17 protein-coding genes are annotated in these 17980 nt (G+C 32.5%); 4 read left to right on the plus strand and 13 right to left on the minus strand.

Annotated elements, in window-relative coordinates:
* Positions 1–82: 82 nt before the first annotated feature.
* The 7 genes from trmB to KA833_RS04495 form a co-directional block, all read right to left on the minus strand.
* Positions 83–724 (minus strand): tRNA (guanosine(46)-N7)-methyltransferase TrmB, encoded by a 642-nt coding sequence (gene trmB, locus KA833_RS04465; protein ID WP_210128711.1) that lies wholly within the window; start codon positions 722–724, stop codon positions 83–85.
* A gap of 15 nt (positions 725–739) precedes the next feature.
* A complete protein-coding gene (locus KA833_RS04470) occupies positions 740–1531 on the minus strand; it encodes a phosphotransferase family protein (RefSeq protein WP_046208347.1) in 792 nt (263 codons plus the stop codon).
* Between the two features lie 459 nt (positions 1532–1990).
* Positions 1991–2836, minus strand: coding sequence for a D-amino-acid transaminase (gene dat, locus KA833_RS04475; protein ID WP_192945922.1), 846 nt, complete (start codon positions 2834–2836; stop codon positions 1991–1993).
* A gap of 2 nt (positions 2837–2838) precedes the next feature.
* Positions 2839–4248, minus strand: coding sequence for a dipeptidase PepV (gene pepV, locus KA833_RS04480; RefSeq protein WP_046208345.1), 1410 nt, complete (start codon positions 4246–4248; stop codon positions 2839–2841).
* A 223-nt stretch (positions 4249–4471) separates the two neighbouring features.
* Entirely contained in the window at positions 4472–4870 is a 399-nt protein-coding gene (locus KA833_RS04485) for a YtxH domain-containing protein (protein WP_046208344.1), read from the minus strand.
* A gap of 15 nt (positions 4871–4885) precedes the next feature.
* A complete protein-coding gene (locus KA833_RS04490; protein WP_064208820.1) occupies positions 4886–5584 on the minus strand; it encodes a pseudouridine synthase in 699 nt (232 codons plus the stop codon).
* The gene (locus KA833_RS04495) at positions 5581–7218 is read right to left on the minus strand and encodes a putative polysaccharide biosynthesis protein (RefSeq protein WP_210128710.1); all 1638 of its coding nucleotides are present in this window, start codon (positions 7216–7218) and stop codon (positions 5581–5583) included. Before KA833_RS04495 ends, KA833_RS04490 begins: the two co-directional genes overlap by 4 nt.
* Before the next feature lie 129 nt (positions 7219–7347).
* Here KA833_RS04495 and KA833_RS04500 point away from each other — a divergent pair, with 129 nt between their 5' ends.
* Positions 7348–8607: a BaiN/RdsA family NAD(P)/FAD-dependent oxidoreductase gene (locus tag KA833_RS04500; protein WP_210128709.1), complete on the plus strand. Its 1260-nt coding sequence runs from the start codon at positions 7348–7350 to the stop codon at positions 8605–8607.
* Positions 8608–8763: 156 nt separating this feature from the next.
* A complete protein-coding gene (locus KA833_RS04505; RefSeq protein WP_107360307.1) occupies positions 8764–8859 on the plus strand; it encodes a type I toxin-antitoxin system Fst family toxin in 96 nt (31 codons plus the stop codon).
* Positions 8860–9014: 155 nt separating this feature from the next.
* On the opposite strand, the gene KA833_RS04510 is transcribed toward KA833_RS04505, so the two are convergent.
* The 3 genes from KA833_RS04510 to KA833_RS04520 form a co-directional block, all read right to left on the minus strand.
* Positions 9015–9326 (minus strand): rhodanese-like domain-containing protein, encoded by a 312-nt coding sequence (locus KA833_RS04510; protein WP_046208340.1) that lies wholly within the window; start codon positions 9324–9326, stop codon positions 9015–9017.
* A gap of 21 nt (positions 9327–9347) precedes the next feature.
* Positions 9348–11762 (minus strand): leucine--tRNA ligase, encoded by a 2415-nt coding sequence (gene leuS, locus KA833_RS04515; protein WP_210128708.1) that lies wholly within the window; start codon positions 11760–11762, stop codon positions 9348–9350.
* 449 nt (positions 11763–12211) lie between these two features.
* Positions 12212–13381, minus strand: coding sequence for an MDR family MFS transporter (locus KA833_RS04520; protein WP_046208338.1), 1170 nt, complete (start codon positions 13379–13381; stop codon positions 12212–12214).
* A gap of 109 nt (positions 13382–13490) precedes the next feature.
* On the opposite strand from KA833_RS04520, the gene mnmL reads away from it, so the two are divergent.
* Together mnmL and mnmM are read left to right on the plus strand one after the other, a co-directional pair.
* Positions 13491–14444, plus strand: coding sequence for a tRNA modification radical SAM protein MnmL/YtqA (gene mnmL, locus KA833_RS04525; RefSeq protein WP_070039559.1), 954 nt, complete (start codon positions 13491–13493; stop codon positions 14442–14444).
* Positions 14441–15001: a tRNA 5-(aminomethyl)-2-thiouridylate-methyltransferase MnmM gene (gene mnmM / locus KA833_RS04530; protein ID WP_046208336.1), complete on the plus strand. Its 561-nt coding sequence runs from the start codon at positions 14441–14443 to the stop codon at positions 14999–15001. The genes mnmL and mnmM overlap by 4 nt, the downstream gene beginning before the upstream one ends.
* Before the next feature lie 122 nt (positions 15002–15123).
* Here the strand turns inward: mnmM and KA833_RS04535 are convergent, their stop codons facing one another.
* From KA833_RS04535 to KA833_RS04545, 3 genes are all read right to left on the minus strand, one after another.
* The gene (locus tag KA833_RS04535) at positions 15124–15525 is read right to left on the minus strand and encodes a transcriptional regulator, SarA/Rot family (protein WP_064208815.1); all 402 of its coding nucleotides are present in this window, start codon (positions 15523–15525) and stop codon (positions 15124–15126) included.
* 148 nt (positions 15526–15673) lie between these two features.
* Complete coding sequence (locus KA833_RS04540) at positions 15674–16630, minus strand: L-lactate dehydrogenase (protein ID WP_210128707.1); 957 nt, start codon at positions 16628–16630, stop codon at positions 15674–15676.
* 291 nt (positions 16631–16921) lie between these two features.
* Entirely contained in the window at positions 16922–17746 is an 825-nt protein-coding gene (locus tag KA833_RS04545) for an alpha/beta fold hydrolase (protein WP_046208333.1), read from the minus strand.
* Positions 17747–17980: the final 234 nt, after the last annotated feature.

Here is a 17980-nt window from a genome sequence, read left to right on the forward strand (position 1 = left end):
TACTTGACAGGGTGCAGTTCAATTTTTGCGGATTAGTCCTTTGTTTTGAACGTGAGATTTTGGGCTGCGTCATTACAAATATTTAATTATTATGGAATTTTGCTTCCATTCTATAAATTCTTGAACCTCTGTCTGAAAACTTGCGCTCATATTCTGTTTCAATATTATTTTCTTTTTCTTCTTGATGCAAGTTCAAATTTATTTTTGTAAAATACATACCAAATTGGGACATACTTTCTAAGCTATAGGCAAATAATCCTCTATTATCTGTTTTAAAATGAATCTCACCATCTGTTTTTAACACTTGTTTATACAAAGATAAAAACGTATGATACGTCAATCTACGCTTAGTATGTCTTCTTTTCGGCCAAGGATCAGAAAAATTTAAATAAATACGTGAAATTTCACCATCTTTAAAGTATTCATTTAATTCTATCGCATCGTTACATATCAATTTAATATTCGTTAGATTTTGCTCTCTCACTTTATCTAACACTTTGACCATTACATTTTTTTCACGTTCCATAGATATAAAATTAATTTCAGGTCTTTGTGCAGCAAGTGTTGTTATAAATTGTCCCATGCCGGAACCAATTTCAATATAAATTGGTTGTTCTTTGTCAAACCACTCACTTATATGTCCTGCATGGCTGCCATCTGTGTCTACAATATCAGGATGCGATTTTAAATAATCTTCTGCCCATGGCTTGTAACGCATTCTCATTTTCTTGATAACTCCTTATATAAATGCATTGTTATTCATTACTTGGTTTAAGAACTTCAGCCACATATTCATATCTTTATAGCGTTTTTGTTCTTCATACCACTGAACCATACCAATAGATTGTACAGCAGTATACCATTTCATTCTTTTTTGCAAGTCTATAGAATCTTTCGTACCGTAATCATTTAACCACTGAGGCCATTTATTTTCAGGAACGTAATTGTATAGCAGCATGCCTAAATCAATTGCTGGATCTGCAATCATTGCACCTTCCCAATCCACTAAAAATAGTTCATCGTGGTCAGACAACAACCAATTATTATGATTGACATCTCCATGGACAACTGTAAAAAATCTAGGGTCAAGACTTGGCATATGATCTTCTAAATAAGTTAATGCCTTTCGCACCACATGGTGTGTTAACACTTCTCTAGATAATGAGGCGTTTATTTTATTCAACAAAATATCAGGCGTAATAGGATACATTTCCATACGCTTCAACATATTCAAAAGTGTTTTTGAACTATGTATTTTTTTCAATAAATTAGCTACTCGTTGTTCATACATCTCATCAAAAGTTAACTCTCTGCCATTTTTCCAATGCTGCGCCGTCACGACTTCCCCAGTCTCTATTCGTTTCGTCCATACGAGCTTAGGTACAATACCTTCAGCAGACAAGGCTGCAATAAATGGGTTTGAATTTCGTTTTAAAAACAATTTCTGCCCATCTTGTTCAGCCATATATGCTTCTCCAGATGCACCACCTGCTGAATCAAGTGTCCACCCTAATTGATAAAACTGCTCCAACACGTTCACCTCACTTTCAATTAGAAAATGGCTCCAGAAAACAGATTTCGAGAGCCAAATATAATCATTTTCTAATACACACACTTTTAAACTTAAAACTCTATATTACTGTCATTATATGATAACGACCATTTTGTCCCATAGAATCAAGTTTTTATATTTAAATATGAAATACTGTATCGAGATTGATAATAACTTTAACATCATATCATATATCATCTCGTAACAGTATTTTTTTCGAAAAATTCCTTTAGTTTTTTTGAATGAAATTTCATGTCTCAATTTCAAGTCTCATAGAAGATTTTATAATGTTTAAGGATTTATTTCAACCAATAATGAGAAACAAAAAGTCACATTTTACTACAGTATTTTTCTATAATTTTTAAATCGGCTCAGTTAGCATTATAACATAATTTAGCTTTGGTAAAAGTTACATTTTATTTCCTTTTATGGAAAATATTAACTATCTGTGTCAATGTATCTATTAAATCCTTCTTGTAACGATTTCGTTATTGGTCCAACTTCTCCGTCTCCTACTTGTTCACCATCTAATTTTACGACTGGCATTACTTCAATAGATGTACTAGACACAATAATTTCATCTGCATTTCTTAAAAAATCTACAGTAAATGTACCTTCATTAAACGGTATACCTTTTTCTTGAGCAATATCTTTTATGACCATACGTGTAATACCATTCAATATATAATTATTTACTGGATGTGTATAGATTTCTCCAGCTTTAATAGCATAAACGTTGCTTGATGATCCTTCAGTAACAATATCACCTCTATGTTGAATAGCCTCTTGAGCGTTATATTTAACTGCACGCTCTTTAGCCAACACATTGCCAAGTAAATTCAAACTTTTAATATCACATCTTAACCAACGAATATCTTCAGTTGTAATCGCATTAATACCTTCTTCTAATAACTTATAAGGACGATCGTAAGTTTTAGTAAATGCCATCACATTTGCTTCTACTGATGGCGTAGGAAATGCATGGTCACGAGGGGCTGCTCCACGTGTAACTTGTATATATACGCCACCATTAACGACACCATTCGCTGCTAATAATTCTTGGATTAATTCTGTAAGCTCTTCTACATTATATTTCAATTCTAAACCTATTTCTTTAGCACTTCTCAAAAGTCTTTCAAAATGTGGTTTGGCAGTAAAAATATTATTGTTGTATGTTCTAATATATTCATATATACCGTCACCAAATACATAACCACGATCATTGTATGGTACGCATGCATCTTGTTCGTCTACTAAATGTTCATTAATAAGTACTTTTGTCATCATCATTCCTCCACACATAGAGCATATAAAGCTTCTAAATAAATACTAGTTGCATTGAATAATTGTTTTTTCGTAATATACTCATTTTTTTGATGCATTAAATCTTCTGAATCATTAAACATAGCACCAAATGCGACACCTTTATCTAAATTTCGAGCATAAGTTCCACCACCAATTGTGTATGGTTCAGTTTGGTCACCTGTTTGATTACGATATGTTTTCACTAAAGTTTGTACGAAAGGATCATTTTTATCCACATAGTGAGGTGTTTGATTTTTGCCTAATGCTATAGAAAAACCTAGTTCCTGAATCTCACCTTTAAAACGAGTCATGGCTTCTTCAAATTCAAAACCTTGCGGATATCTTAAATTAATACCGAATTGACCACCATTTTGATTATCATATGAAATGATACCTATATTTGTAGTTACATCTCCCATAACATCTGTGTGGAATTTCATTCCCATTTTTTCACCGAAATGAGAGTTGAATAAATACTGTTCACTAAATTGAGTGAAATTTTCAGCAGTTTTGTCTAAACCTAATTGGGCTAAGAAATGTAATAAGTACAATCCAGCATTCACACCAATAGATGGATCCATACCATGTACAGCTTTACCGTATGCTTTAAGCACTAATACGCCACTATCAACGATACTTTCACCATTTATATTATGATCAGATAAAAATTGTTCGAATTTTTGAATGACATCAGTCATATTTTCTTTAACCGCAAGTTTACCAATTGCTTCGTCAGGTACCATGTTATAACGTTGACCTGATGTAAAAGAAATAAGTTCGTATTCTGGTTCATCTTTATCTTCAGCTTTTTCATTTTGAACCACATCAAAAGTACTAATACCCTTTTCACCGTGTATTGCTGGGAATTCAGCATCAGGTGCAAACCCTAAAGTTGGCATTTCTTCAGTTTTAAAATAACGCTCTGTACATTTCCAATCTGACTCTTCATCAGTACCTATAATGATATGTATACGCTTTTTCCAATTAACTTTCATATCGTTCAATATTTTTACGGCATAATATGCGGCAATTGTTGGCCCTTTGTCATCTAGTGTGCCCCTTGCAATAACCTTATCTTCAGTTACAACCGGATCAAAAGGATTAGTATCCCAACCATCACCAGCTGGCACTACATCAACATGACATAAAATCCCCATAACATCTTCGCCTTCACCAGCTTCAATACGCCCTGCAATATGTTCAACATCGTGAGTATCAAATCCATCACGTTCAGCAATTTCGTACATATAATCTAATGCTTTACGTGGTCCAGGTCCGACTGGATTATCTGAAGAAATTTCATTATCATCTCTCACACTTTCAATAGATAATAAGCCTTTTAAATCATTTATAATATCTGTTTCGTATTCTTTCACTTTTTCTTTCCACATTTAGCATCAACTTCCTTTTTAATACTTATATAATTAATATTTTACATGAAGTAGTACAGAAACTACAGCGAGATGTGATTATTATTTTAAAAAATTCACTGTATAATTAAATGAAAAACAGTTTAAAACCTTTCATATACCTAACTTTCAATTTCTGTATTAATATATATAAAAACCTAGTTCAAAACAATGAACTAGGTAAAAAAATCAAATGTATAATTGCTTATTTATTTTTATTGTTTTTGAGCTCGTCTTCAGTAACGACGCGAAGATTATTTGAAGGGTCAGCAGCACCTTCATCTGTAAATCTTGCTTCCTCAACATGCTCTTCGTCTTCAGATTCACCCTTAAAACGTTCTTTTTGTTCGTTAATAAAACCTTTAGGATCTTGTTTTACTTTTGAAGCATAACCTTTAGGATCTTGTTTTACTTCATTATAAGTTTCATTTGCTTTTGAACTAATCTGACTAGCGATGTCTTTGGCGTTTTGTTTATAAGATTCAGGATTTGATTTATATTTGCTATATTCATCCTTTAATTTATCTCTATTCTCTTTTTTAGAAAGAACAACTGCAGCAGCTGCGCCTCCAACACCTAAAATTGCTTTTAATAATTTTGACATAATAACACCTCTTTATTATTTTAATCCTAATTGTTTAAAATCTATTTGAGTTAAATGGCGATACTCACCTGGCGCTAAAGATTCATCCAGTTTTAATTCACCAATGCTAATGCGTTTCAATTCTAAAACTTCATTATCTATAGCATGAAACATGCGTTTAACTTGATGATATCTTCCTTCATAAATTGTGACAAATGATTTATATGCTTCATCACTTTTTACTAAAGTCGCAGGCTTTGCCAAACCCTCATTCAATTCAATACCCATTTTAAACGATTTTATATCATTATTTGTAATATTTTTTTGGGAAATTACCTCATAGGTTTTAGATACGTGTTTCGTTGGGCTCATTAGTTCATGGTTAAAAGTGCCATCATTCGTAATTAATAACAAACCCGAAGTATCTTTATCTAAGCGACCAACTGGAAACACATCTAAAAAACGGTACGGTTCAACTAAGTCCACAACTGTTTGATGTTGCTCATCCTCTGTTGCAGATACGTAACCTTTAGGCTTATTTAACATTAGATAGACTTTATCAATATAGTGAATTGTTTCATTGTTTTTCTGTACTTCATCAGTTTCTGGATTTATTTGTTTTTTAGGAGATTTTTCTATTTTATTATTAACTGTAATAATACCTTTTTTCAATAATTGTTTAACTTCTGTACGTGTTCCTACACCCATATTAGCTAAAAATTTATCTAATCTCATTTTATAATCCCTAATTTACGTCTGAGTTTATTTGGAATATCTCCTAAAAATTGGTCAGCAAGTTTCGTCTTCATCGTAATACCACCGTAAACAATCATACCTACTATGACACTGATAATTAAAATTGCTAAAGCACCAAATTTAGTTTGTGGAGAAATAACCATTTGTAATAAAAACGATGATAATTCAACTACGATCATCATTAACAAGCCGTATAAGAAAATTTTACCAAAATGTAACCACGTTTCTGAGAAGTCAAAACTCGCATATTTTTTAAGTATATAAAAATTACAGATAACAGCAAATAGTAACGCTATCGCCGTACTTAAAATTGCTCCAGCAGTATGGAATGCCATAATCAATGGCGTATTTAGTATTACTTTTAATACTACTGCCGCTAAAATTACAAAGACTGTTAACTTTTGTTTATCAATACCTTGCAGCATAGAAGCTGTTACACTTAACAATCCAATTAAAATAGCAACAGGTGCATAATAAAATAACAATTGACTACCATCGACATTATAACTATAAAAGACAGTATACAATGGTAGCGCTAAAGCCATAATTCCCAGACTTGCAGGGACTGTAATATACATTAACACCCCTAATGATGTTCGAATCTGTCTGTGCATTTCTTTTAATTCACCAGATTCATACGTCTTAGTAATAAATGGAATTAAACTCACTGCAAAACCAGCAGATAATGACGTTGGAATCATTACTATTTTATTTGTCGTCATGTTTAAAATAGTAAAGAAATAGTCATGTAAACGACTTGGCACTCCAGCCAAATCTAAGGCACCATTATGTGTAAACTGATCTACCAAATTAAATAGTGGGAAATTTAAACTAACAATTACAAATGGGATGCTATAAGAAATAATTTCTTTATACATTTTTCCATAAGATACAGAAATATCAGAAGTATCCGTTGCCACCATTTTTTCAATATTAGGTTTTCTCTTTCTCCAGTAATACCATAAGGTGAATATCCCTGCAATCGCACCTACTGCAGCAGCAAATGTTGCTATACCATTGGCCTGTAACACACTTCCACCAAAAACATTCAGAACTAGATAACTTCCTACTAAAATAAATAAAATACGGGCGATTTGTTCAATAACTTCTGATACAGCAGTTGGACCCATTGATTTATAACCTTGGAACACACCACGCCATGTAGCCAGTAATGGGATAAATATGACTACCATACTGATAATTCTAATAATCCATGTGATGTCAGCGACGGACCAGCCACCCTTAGCACCAGATTCATGGGCTAAAGTAATTGTGGCAATGCTCGGTGCTAATAAATATAAAATGAAAAATCCAATAAATCCTGTTATAGTCATAACTATAAAGCTTGATTTATATAATTTTTCACTGACTTTATACGCCCCTAAAGCATTATATTTAGACACATATTTAGACGCCGCTAATGGCACCCCAGCAGTTGCAACTGCAATGGCAATATTATACGGCGTATATGCATAGTTAAAAGGCGCCAATTTTTCTTCTCCACCAATTATGGAATAAAAAGGAATAATATATAAAACACCCAAGACTTTAGTAATCAATATACTAAGGGTGATTAAAAAGGTACCCCTAACTAATTCTTTACTTTCACTCATTCAGATCTTCCTATCTCAAATTTAATTTTTACAATCATAACTTTAATCATAACGTTATAAACACTTTTTTTCAAAACTATATTACTATAAACTATAAAATAACACTATTTAGTAAAGTGAGGCAATCAAATGTACCAAACAATTATAATTGGCGGTGGACCTAGTGGTTTAATGGCTGCTGCCGCAGCAAGTCAACATAGTGATAAAGTCCTTCTCATTGAAAAGAAAAAAGGGCTCGGACGCAAATTAAAAATCTCAGGAGGTGGACGTTGTAACGTCACAAATCGTTTACCGTATGAAGAGATAATTAAAAATATACCAGGAAATGGAAAATTTTTATATAGTCCTTTTTCCGTATTTGACAATGAATCTATTATTCACTTTTTCGAATCACGTGGAGTTGCACTCAAAGAAGAAGATCATGGACGTATGTTTCCTGTTTCTAATAAAGCACAGGATGTTGTAGATGCGTTAATTCGTACGATTGAAAAAAATAATGTAACTGTAAAAGAGGAAACGTCAGTACACGCTATTGAACATACACCTCAACAGACATTCAAAGTCTTTTTAGGTAATCAACAAGTAATTGAAACGAATAGTTTGATTATCGCTACAGGTGGCACGAGTGTACCAAAGACCGGTTCGACTGGTGATGGTTATAAATTCGCTGAACACTTTGGACATACAATTACAGAACTTTTCCCAACTGAAGTACCAATTACGTCATCCGAGCAATTTATTAAAAACAAAAGATTAAAAGGATTAAGTTTAAAAAATGTTGCATTATCTGTATTGAAGAAAAATGGTAAAAAGCGCGTCACACATCAAATGGACATGATATTTACTCATTTTGGAATCAGTGGCCCTGCCGCATTAAGATGCAGCCAATTTGTATATAAAGAACAAAAAAACCAAAAACGCGAAGATATCGAAATACAATTAGATGCTTTTCCAGAACTCAGTTTTGCACAATTAGAAGACAAAGTACGTAAATTATTAAAAGATACGCCAGATAAATATGTAAAAAATAGCTTACACGGTTTAATTGAAGAACGTTATCTATTATATATGTTAGAGTTAGCAGATATTTCAGAAACATTAACAGCACATCATATCTCTAATGAACAATTTAATACATTGATTACTTTATTAAAAGGATTTATTTTTAAAGTTAATGGAACACTATCAATTGAAAAAGCTTTCGTAACTGGCGGAGGGGTTTCTCTTAAAGAAATCGAACCCAAAACGATGATGTCAAAATTAACGCCAGGATTATTTATGTGTGGTGAACTGCTCGATATCCATGGTTATACAGGTGGCTATAATATTACTAGCGCTTTAGTTACAGGTCATATATCAGGAACAAATGCAAGTAAATTTCAACATTAAACCTATCAATTTGTGATCTACTAGACCAACTACGCACTGTTAAAACAAATTCATTTTTAATGTTTTGTATTTTCTATGCGCTTGAGTCACAGAATGTTATAATACTTAAGTCGCCTACTCTCAGGCGTCAATAGACGTAGAGAGGAGGTGTATTTTGTGATTGATATCTTTGTTCATTTTATGACTGCTGTTATCAGTGGTTGTATCGTTACGTTATTTGCGTACTGGCTGCGCAATCGTAATGACAAATAGTACAGGCGACATTTAGCCAACACCAAAAAACCCCCTCACTACTCGCAATAGTGAGGGGGTTTGGTGTATCTGTATTGATATCTTTGTTAAATATATTATAACACTAAACTTGCATAAAATGCAAAATCATCGTTTGATTTTGCTCGATCAAAAGATTAAATACTTTTAATTTCTAAACCTTCATCGCCCCACGCATCCATGCCACCTTCAACATTGACTGCGTGAATGCCATTGCGTTCTAAATATTGGACGACTTGTGCACTTCTGCCACCAGCTTTACAAATAATATAATACGTTTCTTCTGAATTAAAGTGACTTAAATTATCAGGAATTTTATCCATAGGTATCGTTTCTGCATCTGGTATGACACCCATTGCTGTTTCTTCATCAGTTCTTACATCTACGACATGAACAGGATTAGAATTTAAAATTTTTGATTTCAATTCATCTATAGTAATTGTTTCCATAATATATACGCCCCTTTTGTGTTATTTGGCAACAATATTAACAAGTTTTTGAGGCACCGCAATCACTTTTTTAATATCCTTGCCTTCTATTTCAGCTTTGATATTTTCGTTACCTAATGCTACTGTTTCCATTTCTTCTTTTGAAAGATCTTTAGAAACTTTAATTTTGGCACGAACTTTACCATTTACTTGAACGACAATTTCCACTTCATCATCGACTAATAATGTTTCATCATAAGAAGGCCATGGTTGATAAGTAATCGTTTCTTCATGTCCTAAACGCGCCCATAATTCTTCACCTATATGAGGTGCGATTGGCGCTAACATTTTAATAAATCCTTCAATATATGGTTTATAAATCTCATCAACTTTATAGCAATCATTTATAAATACCATTAGCTGACTAATTGCCGTATTGAAATTTAATGTTTCAAAGTCTTCCGAAACTTTTTTCACAGTTTGGTGGTAACTTTTATCTAAAGCTTTATTATTAGTATTGACTACTTTATCTGTGATTAAACCGTCTTCTGTAATTAAAAGTCTCCAAATTCTGTCTAAGAAACGTCTTGAACCGTCTAATCCTTTATCACTCCATGCAATTGCAGCATCTAGTGGACCCATGAACATTTCATATAGACGTAACGTATCAGCACCATGTGATTTGATTATATCATCTGGATTAATAACATTACCTTTAGATTTGCTCATTTTTTCATTACCTTCACCTAAAATCATGCCTTGGTTAAATAATTTTTGGAATGGTTCTTTGGTAGGCACTACACCTAAATCATACAAGACCTTATGCCAAAATCTAGCGTACAATAAGTGTAACACTGCATGTTCAACACCACCAATATATAAATCCACAGGCAACCAATGTTTTAACTTTTCAGGATCAGCTAACATCTGTTCATTATCTGGGTCAATAAAGCGTAAATAATACCAACAACTACCTGCCCATTGTGGCATTGTATTTGTTTCACGACGTCCTTTCATCCCAGTTTCTTCATCAATAACATTAACAAATCCATCTATATTAGCTAATGGCGATTCACCTGTACCAGAAGGTTTAATTTCGTCTGTCTCAGGTAAAAGTAAAGGTAATTCATCTTCAGGAACCGTTGTCATCGTACCATCTTCCCAATGTATAACAGGAATAGGTTCGCCCCAATAACGTTGACGACTAAATAACCAATCTCTCAGTTTATAATTGACTTTTCTTGTACCAGCATTGTTTTGTTCTAAAAGTGTAATAGCTTTTTCAATCGCTTCATGATTATATAAACCATTTAATTCTTGTGAATTAATATGAGGCCCATCGCCATCATAAGCTGCTTCAGATAGGTCTCCACCTTCAATTATTGCTTTAATTGGTAAATCAAAAGCTTTTGCAAATTCATAGTCTCTTTGGTCTCCGCTAGGAACTGCCATAACAGCGCCTGTACCATATGAAGATAAAACATAATCAGCAATCCAAATCGGCGTTTTTTCTCCTGATAAAGGATTAAATGCATACGCTCCAGTAAACACACCAGATTTTTCTTTAGCTAATCCAGTACGTTCTAAGTCTGATTTCATTGCCGCTTCTTGTTGATATTTCTCAACACTTTCTTGATGTTCTGATGTAGTAATTTTATTTACGAGTTCATGTTCAGGACTTAACACTAAGAATGTTGCACCATAAATAGTGTCTGGGCGTGTTGTAAACACTTCAATTTGATCATTGAAATTTTCTACATTAAATCTTACAGATGCGCCTTCTGATCGTCCAATCCAATTACGTTGCATGTCTTTTAAAGATTCAGGCCAATCTAAATCATCTAAATCTTCAAGTAATCTGTCTGCATATTCAGTAATTCTAAGTACCCATTGTTTCATTGGTCTTCTATAAACAGGATGTCCGCCACGTTCAGAAACACCATCGATTACTTCTTCATTTGACAATACAGTACCTAACGCAGGACACCAGTTCACTGCTACTTCATCAACATAAGCAAGTCCCTTATTATATAATTGAATGAATATCCATTGTGTCCATTTATAATATTCTGGGTCTGTTGTATTAACTTCACGATCCCAATCATAACTAAATCCTAATTCCTTAATTTGTCGTTTAAAAGTTTGGATATTTTGTTTTGTGAATTCACGAGGATCATTACCTGTATCAAGTGCATATTGTTCAGCTGGTAAACCAAAAGCATCCCAACCCATTGGATGTAATACATTATATCCTTGCATTCGTTTGTATCTTGAAATAATATCAGTAGCTGTATAGCCTTCAGGATGGCCTACATGTAGCCCTGCACCTGATGGATAAGGGAACATATCAAGTGCATAAAATTTTTTCTGGCCTAAATTATCTTCAGTTTTGAACGTTTTATAGTTTTCCCAATAATTCTGCCATTTTCTTTCAATTTCATTATGATTGTAATTCACTTCATTTCCTCCTGTTCAATAATAAAAAGACACCTCAAACTATTATATAATAGGGACGATGATTTTCACCGCGGTACCACCCTGTTTCACTAAATGTGCGCTCATTTTAATTAATAGTTAGAGATGTCATTCATTCACTTTAAGTCCTGGTAAGTTCACTTGAGGCTTTACGCTAGGTTCCACCCACCCTAGCTCTCTGTCGAAAAGCTTTCAAATTACTACTCCTATACTCTTCTTATGATATTTGAAAAAGCCCTTTATTTCAAGTATAAAGTTGATTTACAAAACTCGCCTTTATGTTTATATAAAATTATTTAAACTATACATAAAATATTATTAATTCAATAACCATTTCTCGCTGAATCATTAATGCTTATTTTTAATCTCATGTACCATAATTGCTCTGTAACAAAAATAAATGAAATCTACATTTTGGGTTCAATATTATATTAAATATCCTTTGGTAATTTGCGATCATAAAATGTTAAAAATATAAGTGATAAAACTAACAATGAAATCATGCTTAAAAACATGATTTGCATGTTAAACATATCAACAACAACACCACCAATAAGAGGACCAAATGCTTTACCAACTGTAGCTGCAGAATTAACGTAACCTTGGAATGAACCTTCTTTCCCATTTGGTGCAAGTTGATTTGCAATTGTCGGAACTGCTGGCCAAACAAACATTTCACCCAATGTTAATATAACCATACCTACCATAAATACAGAAAATTGTTCAGCAAAACTTGTGACAAAGAAAGAGATGATAAAAATACCTATACCAACATACATTTGATGCTTTAAATTTCCTTTTAATAATCTGATTATTGGAATGATTAATGGTTGTGCAACTAATATCATAATACCGTTGACAGTCCACAATAAACTGTATTGGCCCATAGAGATATTTAGCTCTTGAGTAAATGAAGCAATCGTACTTTCCCATTGAATATAAGCAATCCAACAAATGCTAAACATGACACACAGCAAAGTTAATGCAATGAATTGTGGTCTATACGCTTTATCTAATAAACTCATAGCATCATTTGATTTAACTTTAATGTCCAATTTAATATTAAATTGGCTAATTGCGACTATGGCAAATGCAATATACATTAATAAATTAGCTATAAATATATAATTAAAACTTAATTCTGCCACAAAGCCACCAGATGCTGCACCAATCGCCACTCCTAAATTTTGAGCTAAATATATCGCATTAAAAGTTTGTCTACCACCTTGCGGCCAAACTGCACCTGCTAACGCATAAATTGCTGGGACAATCATGCCACCGCCAAAGCCTAGACAGACTAACCATACTGCATACCATGGCCATCCGTGGAAAAAATTCAACAATGTTGTACTACTTAAACAGATCACAGTTCCAATCATAATTGTCCGATAACCACCCAATTTATCAAATAGATTACCACCTAATAAATTGCCAATGACCATACCAAATGAATTAATCATTAATACTAACCCAGCCATTGTTAAACTTTTGTCTAATTCTTCATTCATATATATTGTATTTAATGGCCATAAAAAACTTGAGCCTGTGATATTTAATGCCATACCAATCACCAACCACCACACTGATTTTGGCATATTCATAACCATAAGCTCCTTTCTAATTTTAAATTTCTGTTTTTACTCTAAACACTATATCATTAAAATATGTTAAAATCTTTAACTAGAATGAATTTAGAAAGGAAAATGTTATATGGGACAATTCTTCCCTTACGCATTCGAGAATAAACGATATCATACTTGGAATTACCATTTGAAAAATAAATTTGGCCAAAAAATCTTTAAAGTTGCAATTGACGGAGGATTTGATTGCCCAAATAGAGATGGCACAGTTGCACATGGTGGCTGTACGTTTTGTTCTGCAGCAGGAAGTGGGGATTTTGCAGGAGATCGTGTAGACCCGATAGATGTGCAATTCCAACAAATCAAAGATAGAATGCATGAAAAATGGCATGAAGGTCAGTATATTGCTTATTTCCAAGCATTTACTAACACACATGCGCCAGTTGAAGTATTAAGAGAAAAGTACGAAACTGCATTAAAAGAACCTGGAGTTGTAGGATTATCTATTGGAACACGCCCTGACTGCTTACCGGATGATGTTGTCGAATACTTAGCTGAATTGAACGAACGTACCTATTTATGGGTTGAATTAGGTCTACAGACAGTACATCAAAAAACATCAGATTTGATTAATCGTGCACATGATATGAAAACGTATTACGAAGGTGTAGCTAAGCTACGTAAACATAACATAAACGTGTGTACACATATCATTAACGGGCTTCCTGAAGAAGATTATGACATGATGATGGAAACAGCTAAAGAAGTAGCACAAATGGATGTCCAAGGCATTAAAATACACTTGTTACACCTACTTAAAGGTACACCAATGGTCAAACAATACGAAAAAGGCATGCTCGAATTCATGTCTCAAGACGATTATACAAATTTAGTTTGTGATCAACTAGAAATTTTACCAAAAGAAATGATTGTCCATCGAATTACTGGTGATGGTCCGATTGACTTAATGGTTGGCCCTATGTGGAGTGTCAACAAATGGGAAGTATTAAACGAAATTGATGATGAATTAGCACGCAGAAATTCTTATCAAGGAAAATACTATGAATCGACGATTAAATCATGAAACTAGAACGGATTTTACCATTTTCTAAAACGCTATTACGACAACATATCAACAAAGACAGCATTGTGATTGATGCCACTTGTGGTAATGGTCATGACACTGAATTTTTAGCACAACAAGTTCCAAATGGTAAAGTGTATGCTTTTGATATTCAAGAAGTTGCAATTCAAAATACGAGCAACAAGACAAACGCATTTAAAAATGTACACTTAATTCAAGATAGTCATGCTAAAGTAAAGCAATATATACAAAGTAATGAAATTGGACAAATTGATGCAGCCATTTTTAATTTAGGCTATTTACCTAAAGGCGACAAATCAATTGTGACAATCCCCAGCAGTACTTTAACAGCTATAGATGAAATATTTGATATATTGGCAACAGAAGGCATAATTGTACTAGTAATATATCACGGACATGATGAGGGCAAAATTGAACGTGATGCATTATTAAATTATCTTCAACATTTTGATCAAAACAAAGCACACATATTACAATATCAATTTATTAATCAAAAAAATAATGCACCATTTCTATGTGCAATTGAAAAAAGATAAAGTATGTTAAAAATAAAAATGCATCTCCACATAAATGGAGATGCATTTTTACTTTAGTATAGATATTGATTACCTAATACTATATTGGGTCTAACTTCTCATTTTGTAACTATAATTATTCCCTATAATTTTAAGATAGATTTAAGACTAGATTGTATAGTAGATGATTTTTCACTTATTTCTGCTTTAAAACAATTTAAAAGTTCTTCCCTTTGACCTTTTAAATCCTCATTGAAATGTATAATTACCGTACGTTCATCGTTCACAGGTCTTTCTTTAATAATCCACGCTTTCTCAACTAAATCATTATACGTTCTTGTACGTTTATAAGATTTTATTTTAACATAATTATCCATTTCTTTAAGCGTCATTGATCCTTCTTCCCAAAGTGTTAAAAGAATTAAAATTTCTTCTTTTGACATTTTATATTGTTTCTGTACTTTTTCAAAAATTTCTTCAATATCTTTAAGTACATATTCCAATCTAAGGACACTATCTACCATATCAGCAATTGTCTTCCCCATAGAAATATCCCCCAATCATAATATAAAGTTAAACATGTAAAATTAATTTACCAAAAATTCATTCAATGCAAAATTTATTCATATCGGAATAAATTTTGATATTTTCAATAAAATTAATCTTATATACAGTTTAAAATTAAATTATGAATTATGCAATTAGTTGTTTGATTTTATTTTGCATATCTTTCAAAATTATGGCAGAATTTTCAAACTTTTCACTTTCTTCACTATTTAATTGCGTCTCATTTACTTTAACTGCACCATTTCTATTAATTAATGTAGGCACTCCAATATAAACATCATCTTGTTTATATTCACCTTCTAAATAACTAGAAACTGGCAAGACTACATTTTGATTTTTTAAAATTGCTTGTGTAATACGTACCAATCCCATTGCTATGCCATAATAAGTTGCCCCTTTTGATTGGATAATCTCATAAGCAGCATCTCTTGTGTTGGTAAATATTTCATCTATTCTATGTTGTTTATCAGGGTTATCATTTAATAAATTGTATAATGGTTGACCAGCAATATTAGCTTGTGACCATATCGCTAATTCAGAATCACCATGTTCACCAATAATTTGTGCATCCACACTCCAAGGGGACACACCAAATTCTTGTGCTAGTTCAAATTTAAATCGTGCTGTATCTAGTATTGTACCTGATCCAATCACTTGAGCTTTCGGTAATCCTGAAACTTTTTGTGTTACATAGGATAATACATCCACTGGATTTGTTGCTATAAGGAAAATGCCATTAAATCCTGTGCTCATAATTTTAGTGACAATATCTTTAAATATTTTTGTATTTTTTTCTACTAAATCTAATCTCGTTTCGCCTGGCTTTTGTGCAGCTCCTGCAGTAATGACAATTAAGTCAGCATTACTACAATCTTCATAACTACCAGCTTTTACTTTTACTGGTGAATCACCGTATGGAGCACTATGATTTAAATCTGCAACATCGCCTTTAACTTTTGCTTCATCTAAATCTATTATTACTAATTCATCAGCTAAACCTTGTGCAACTACTGCGAAAGCATAACTTGATCCAACTGCTCCATCACCTATTAAAACTACTTTATTCCCTTTTTCAATTTTCATGCTAAGTCGCTCCTTTTAATTCAAAGTAAATATTACTAAAGATTAATGTGATTTTTTTCACAATATAAATATAACAATTATTATTTTAAAAATCAATGTTTATTGTGATTTTTTTCACATTATTTTTTATAAATAAAAGAGTGTCAATAAAATCAACGACAGATTAAATTTATTCACTCTTTTTATCAATGATTGTTAAGTCATAATTGTATCAATTAGATGGTTGTTTAGACTTATTAAGCATTTTATAAAATGATACTCAAGATCCGATTCCATCATTTATTATATAAATTATGAAAGTTCATTTTCATCATGTACAATAAAACCAATATTACTAGCGCTATTATTAAGAAATGCTAGAACATAGCGCATTACGTCATCTCTTTCAGGTTCATTATGTATTTCATGATTCAACCCAGGCCAAGCTTTAAAATATAACTCTTCTGTAGTAATTTTTTCTTTAATTAAACTCATAGTAGAAATATCAGACACTTTATCTTCTAGTCCATACATTAATAATAAAGGAAGTGGTTTAATATCTTTTAAATGTGTAACAGTTTCTTTCATGATTTCAATGATTTGTTTATACCAATGATACGTAACTTTCTGAAGCATGAGTTGGTCCGCTTTTGCCTCTTCAATAACCTCCTCATTACGTGTTAAATCTTCAATTGTAATACCTATTTTAAATCTTGTATCTTTAGTTAATTTTCCTACATTCGACACAATTTTATCTTTTCTAGTTTTTTTATTTTTCTTGAATTCTAATAATGGAGAAATCAACATTAGCCCCTCAATAGGCACTTCCACTTTTTCAAGTAAATTTAAAATGATAAGCCCACCAAGGCCTACACCTAAAAAATAAGTCGGAAGTTTATACTCATTAGCTATTCTAATCCATTCAAGCACATGTTCATGGTATACTTCGAAGTTTGCTATTTGTCCTTTATTAGCACGTGTAGTTTGACCTTGTCCAGGCAAATCACCCATGATTACATGGTAGCCATTTCTACGAAGCATTGTTATAACATATGCATATCTACCTGTATGTTCGAGCATGTTATGGGCGATTACAATGACACCCTTTGCCTCGTTTTCTGTTTCCCATTTCCACATATTCCATACTTCCCCTTCTACAATAATTTCAATAACTACATTGTATCAAAATATGATGTACTTTTTCCATTTTTAACGCATAAATCATACTGTTATGTGCGCCTATAACTTTATGATTATAACTCATAGCTAAAGCGTGAGACAATGTTATCGTGTAGTATATAATATTTAGTGTAATAAATTTTATTGTAAACGATTTCATTACTATTAGATTCATGCTACACTATTATTGAA

The sequence above is a fragment of the Staphylococcus sp. GDY8P67P genome (genome assembly GCF_017892545.1).
In the GTDB taxonomy this organism is placed as follows: Bacteria; Bacillota; Bacilli; order Staphylococcales; family Staphylococcaceae; genus Staphylococcus; species Staphylococcus ureilyticus.

What these genes read in the sequence shown, in the direction of transcription:
- KA833_RS04500 (WP_210128709.1), top strand. Translation starts at nt 7,348, where the DNA reads ATGTACCAAACAATTATAATTGGCGGTGGACCTAGTGGTTTAATGGCT.
- pepV (WP_046208345.1), bottom strand. Translation starts at nt 4,248, where the DNA reads ATGTGGAAAGAAAAAGTGAAAGAATACGAAACAGATATTATAAATGAT.
- KA833_RS04545 (WP_046208333.1), bottom strand. Translation starts at nt 17,746, where the DNA reads ATGTGGAAATGGGAAACAGAAAACGAGGCAAAGGGTGTCATTGTAATC.
- KA833_RS04535 (WP_064208815.1), bottom strand. Translation starts at nt 15,525, where the DNA reads ATGGGGAAGACAATTGCTGATATGGTAGATAGTGTCCTTAGATTGGAA.
- KA833_RS04485 (WP_046208344.1), bottom strand. Translation starts at nt 4,870, where the DNA reads ATGTCAAAATTATTAAAAGCAATTTTAGGTGTTGGAGGCGCAGCTGCT.
- KA833_RS04495 (WP_210128710.1), bottom strand. Translation starts at nt 7,218, where the DNA reads ATGAGTGAAAGTAAAGAATTAGTTAGGGGTACCTTTTTAATCACCCTT.
- KA833_RS04520 (WP_046208338.1), bottom strand. Translation starts at nt 13,381, where the DNA reads ATGAATATGCCAAAATCAGTGTGGTGGTTGGTGATTGGTATGGCATTA.
- mnmL (WP_070039559.1), top strand. Translation starts at nt 13,491, where the DNA reads ATGGGACAATTCTTCCCTTACGCATTCGAGAATAAACGATATCATACT.
- dat (WP_192945922.1), bottom strand. Translation starts at nt 2,836, where the DNA reads ATGACAAAAGTACTTATTAATGAACATTTAGTAGACGAACAAGATGCA.
- mnmM (WP_046208336.1), top strand. Translation starts at nt 14,441, where the DNA reads ATGAAACTAGAACGGATTTTACCATTTTCTAAAACGCTATTACGACAA.
- KA833_RS04490 (WP_064208820.1), bottom strand. Translation starts at nt 5,584, where the DNA reads ATGAGATTAGATAAATTTTTAGCTAATATGGGTGTAGGAACACGTACA.
- KA833_RS04540 (WP_210128707.1), bottom strand. Translation starts at nt 16,630, where the DNA reads ATGAAAATTGAAAAAGGGAATAAAGTAGTTTTAATAGGTGATGGAGCA.
- trmB (WP_210128711.1), bottom strand. Translation starts at nt 724, where the DNA reads ATGAGAATGCGTTACAAGCCATGGGCAGAAGATTATTTAAAATCGCAT.
- KA833_RS04510 (WP_046208340.1), bottom strand. Translation starts at nt 9,326, where the DNA reads ATGGAAACAATTACTATAGATGAATTGAAATCAAAAATTTTAAATTCT.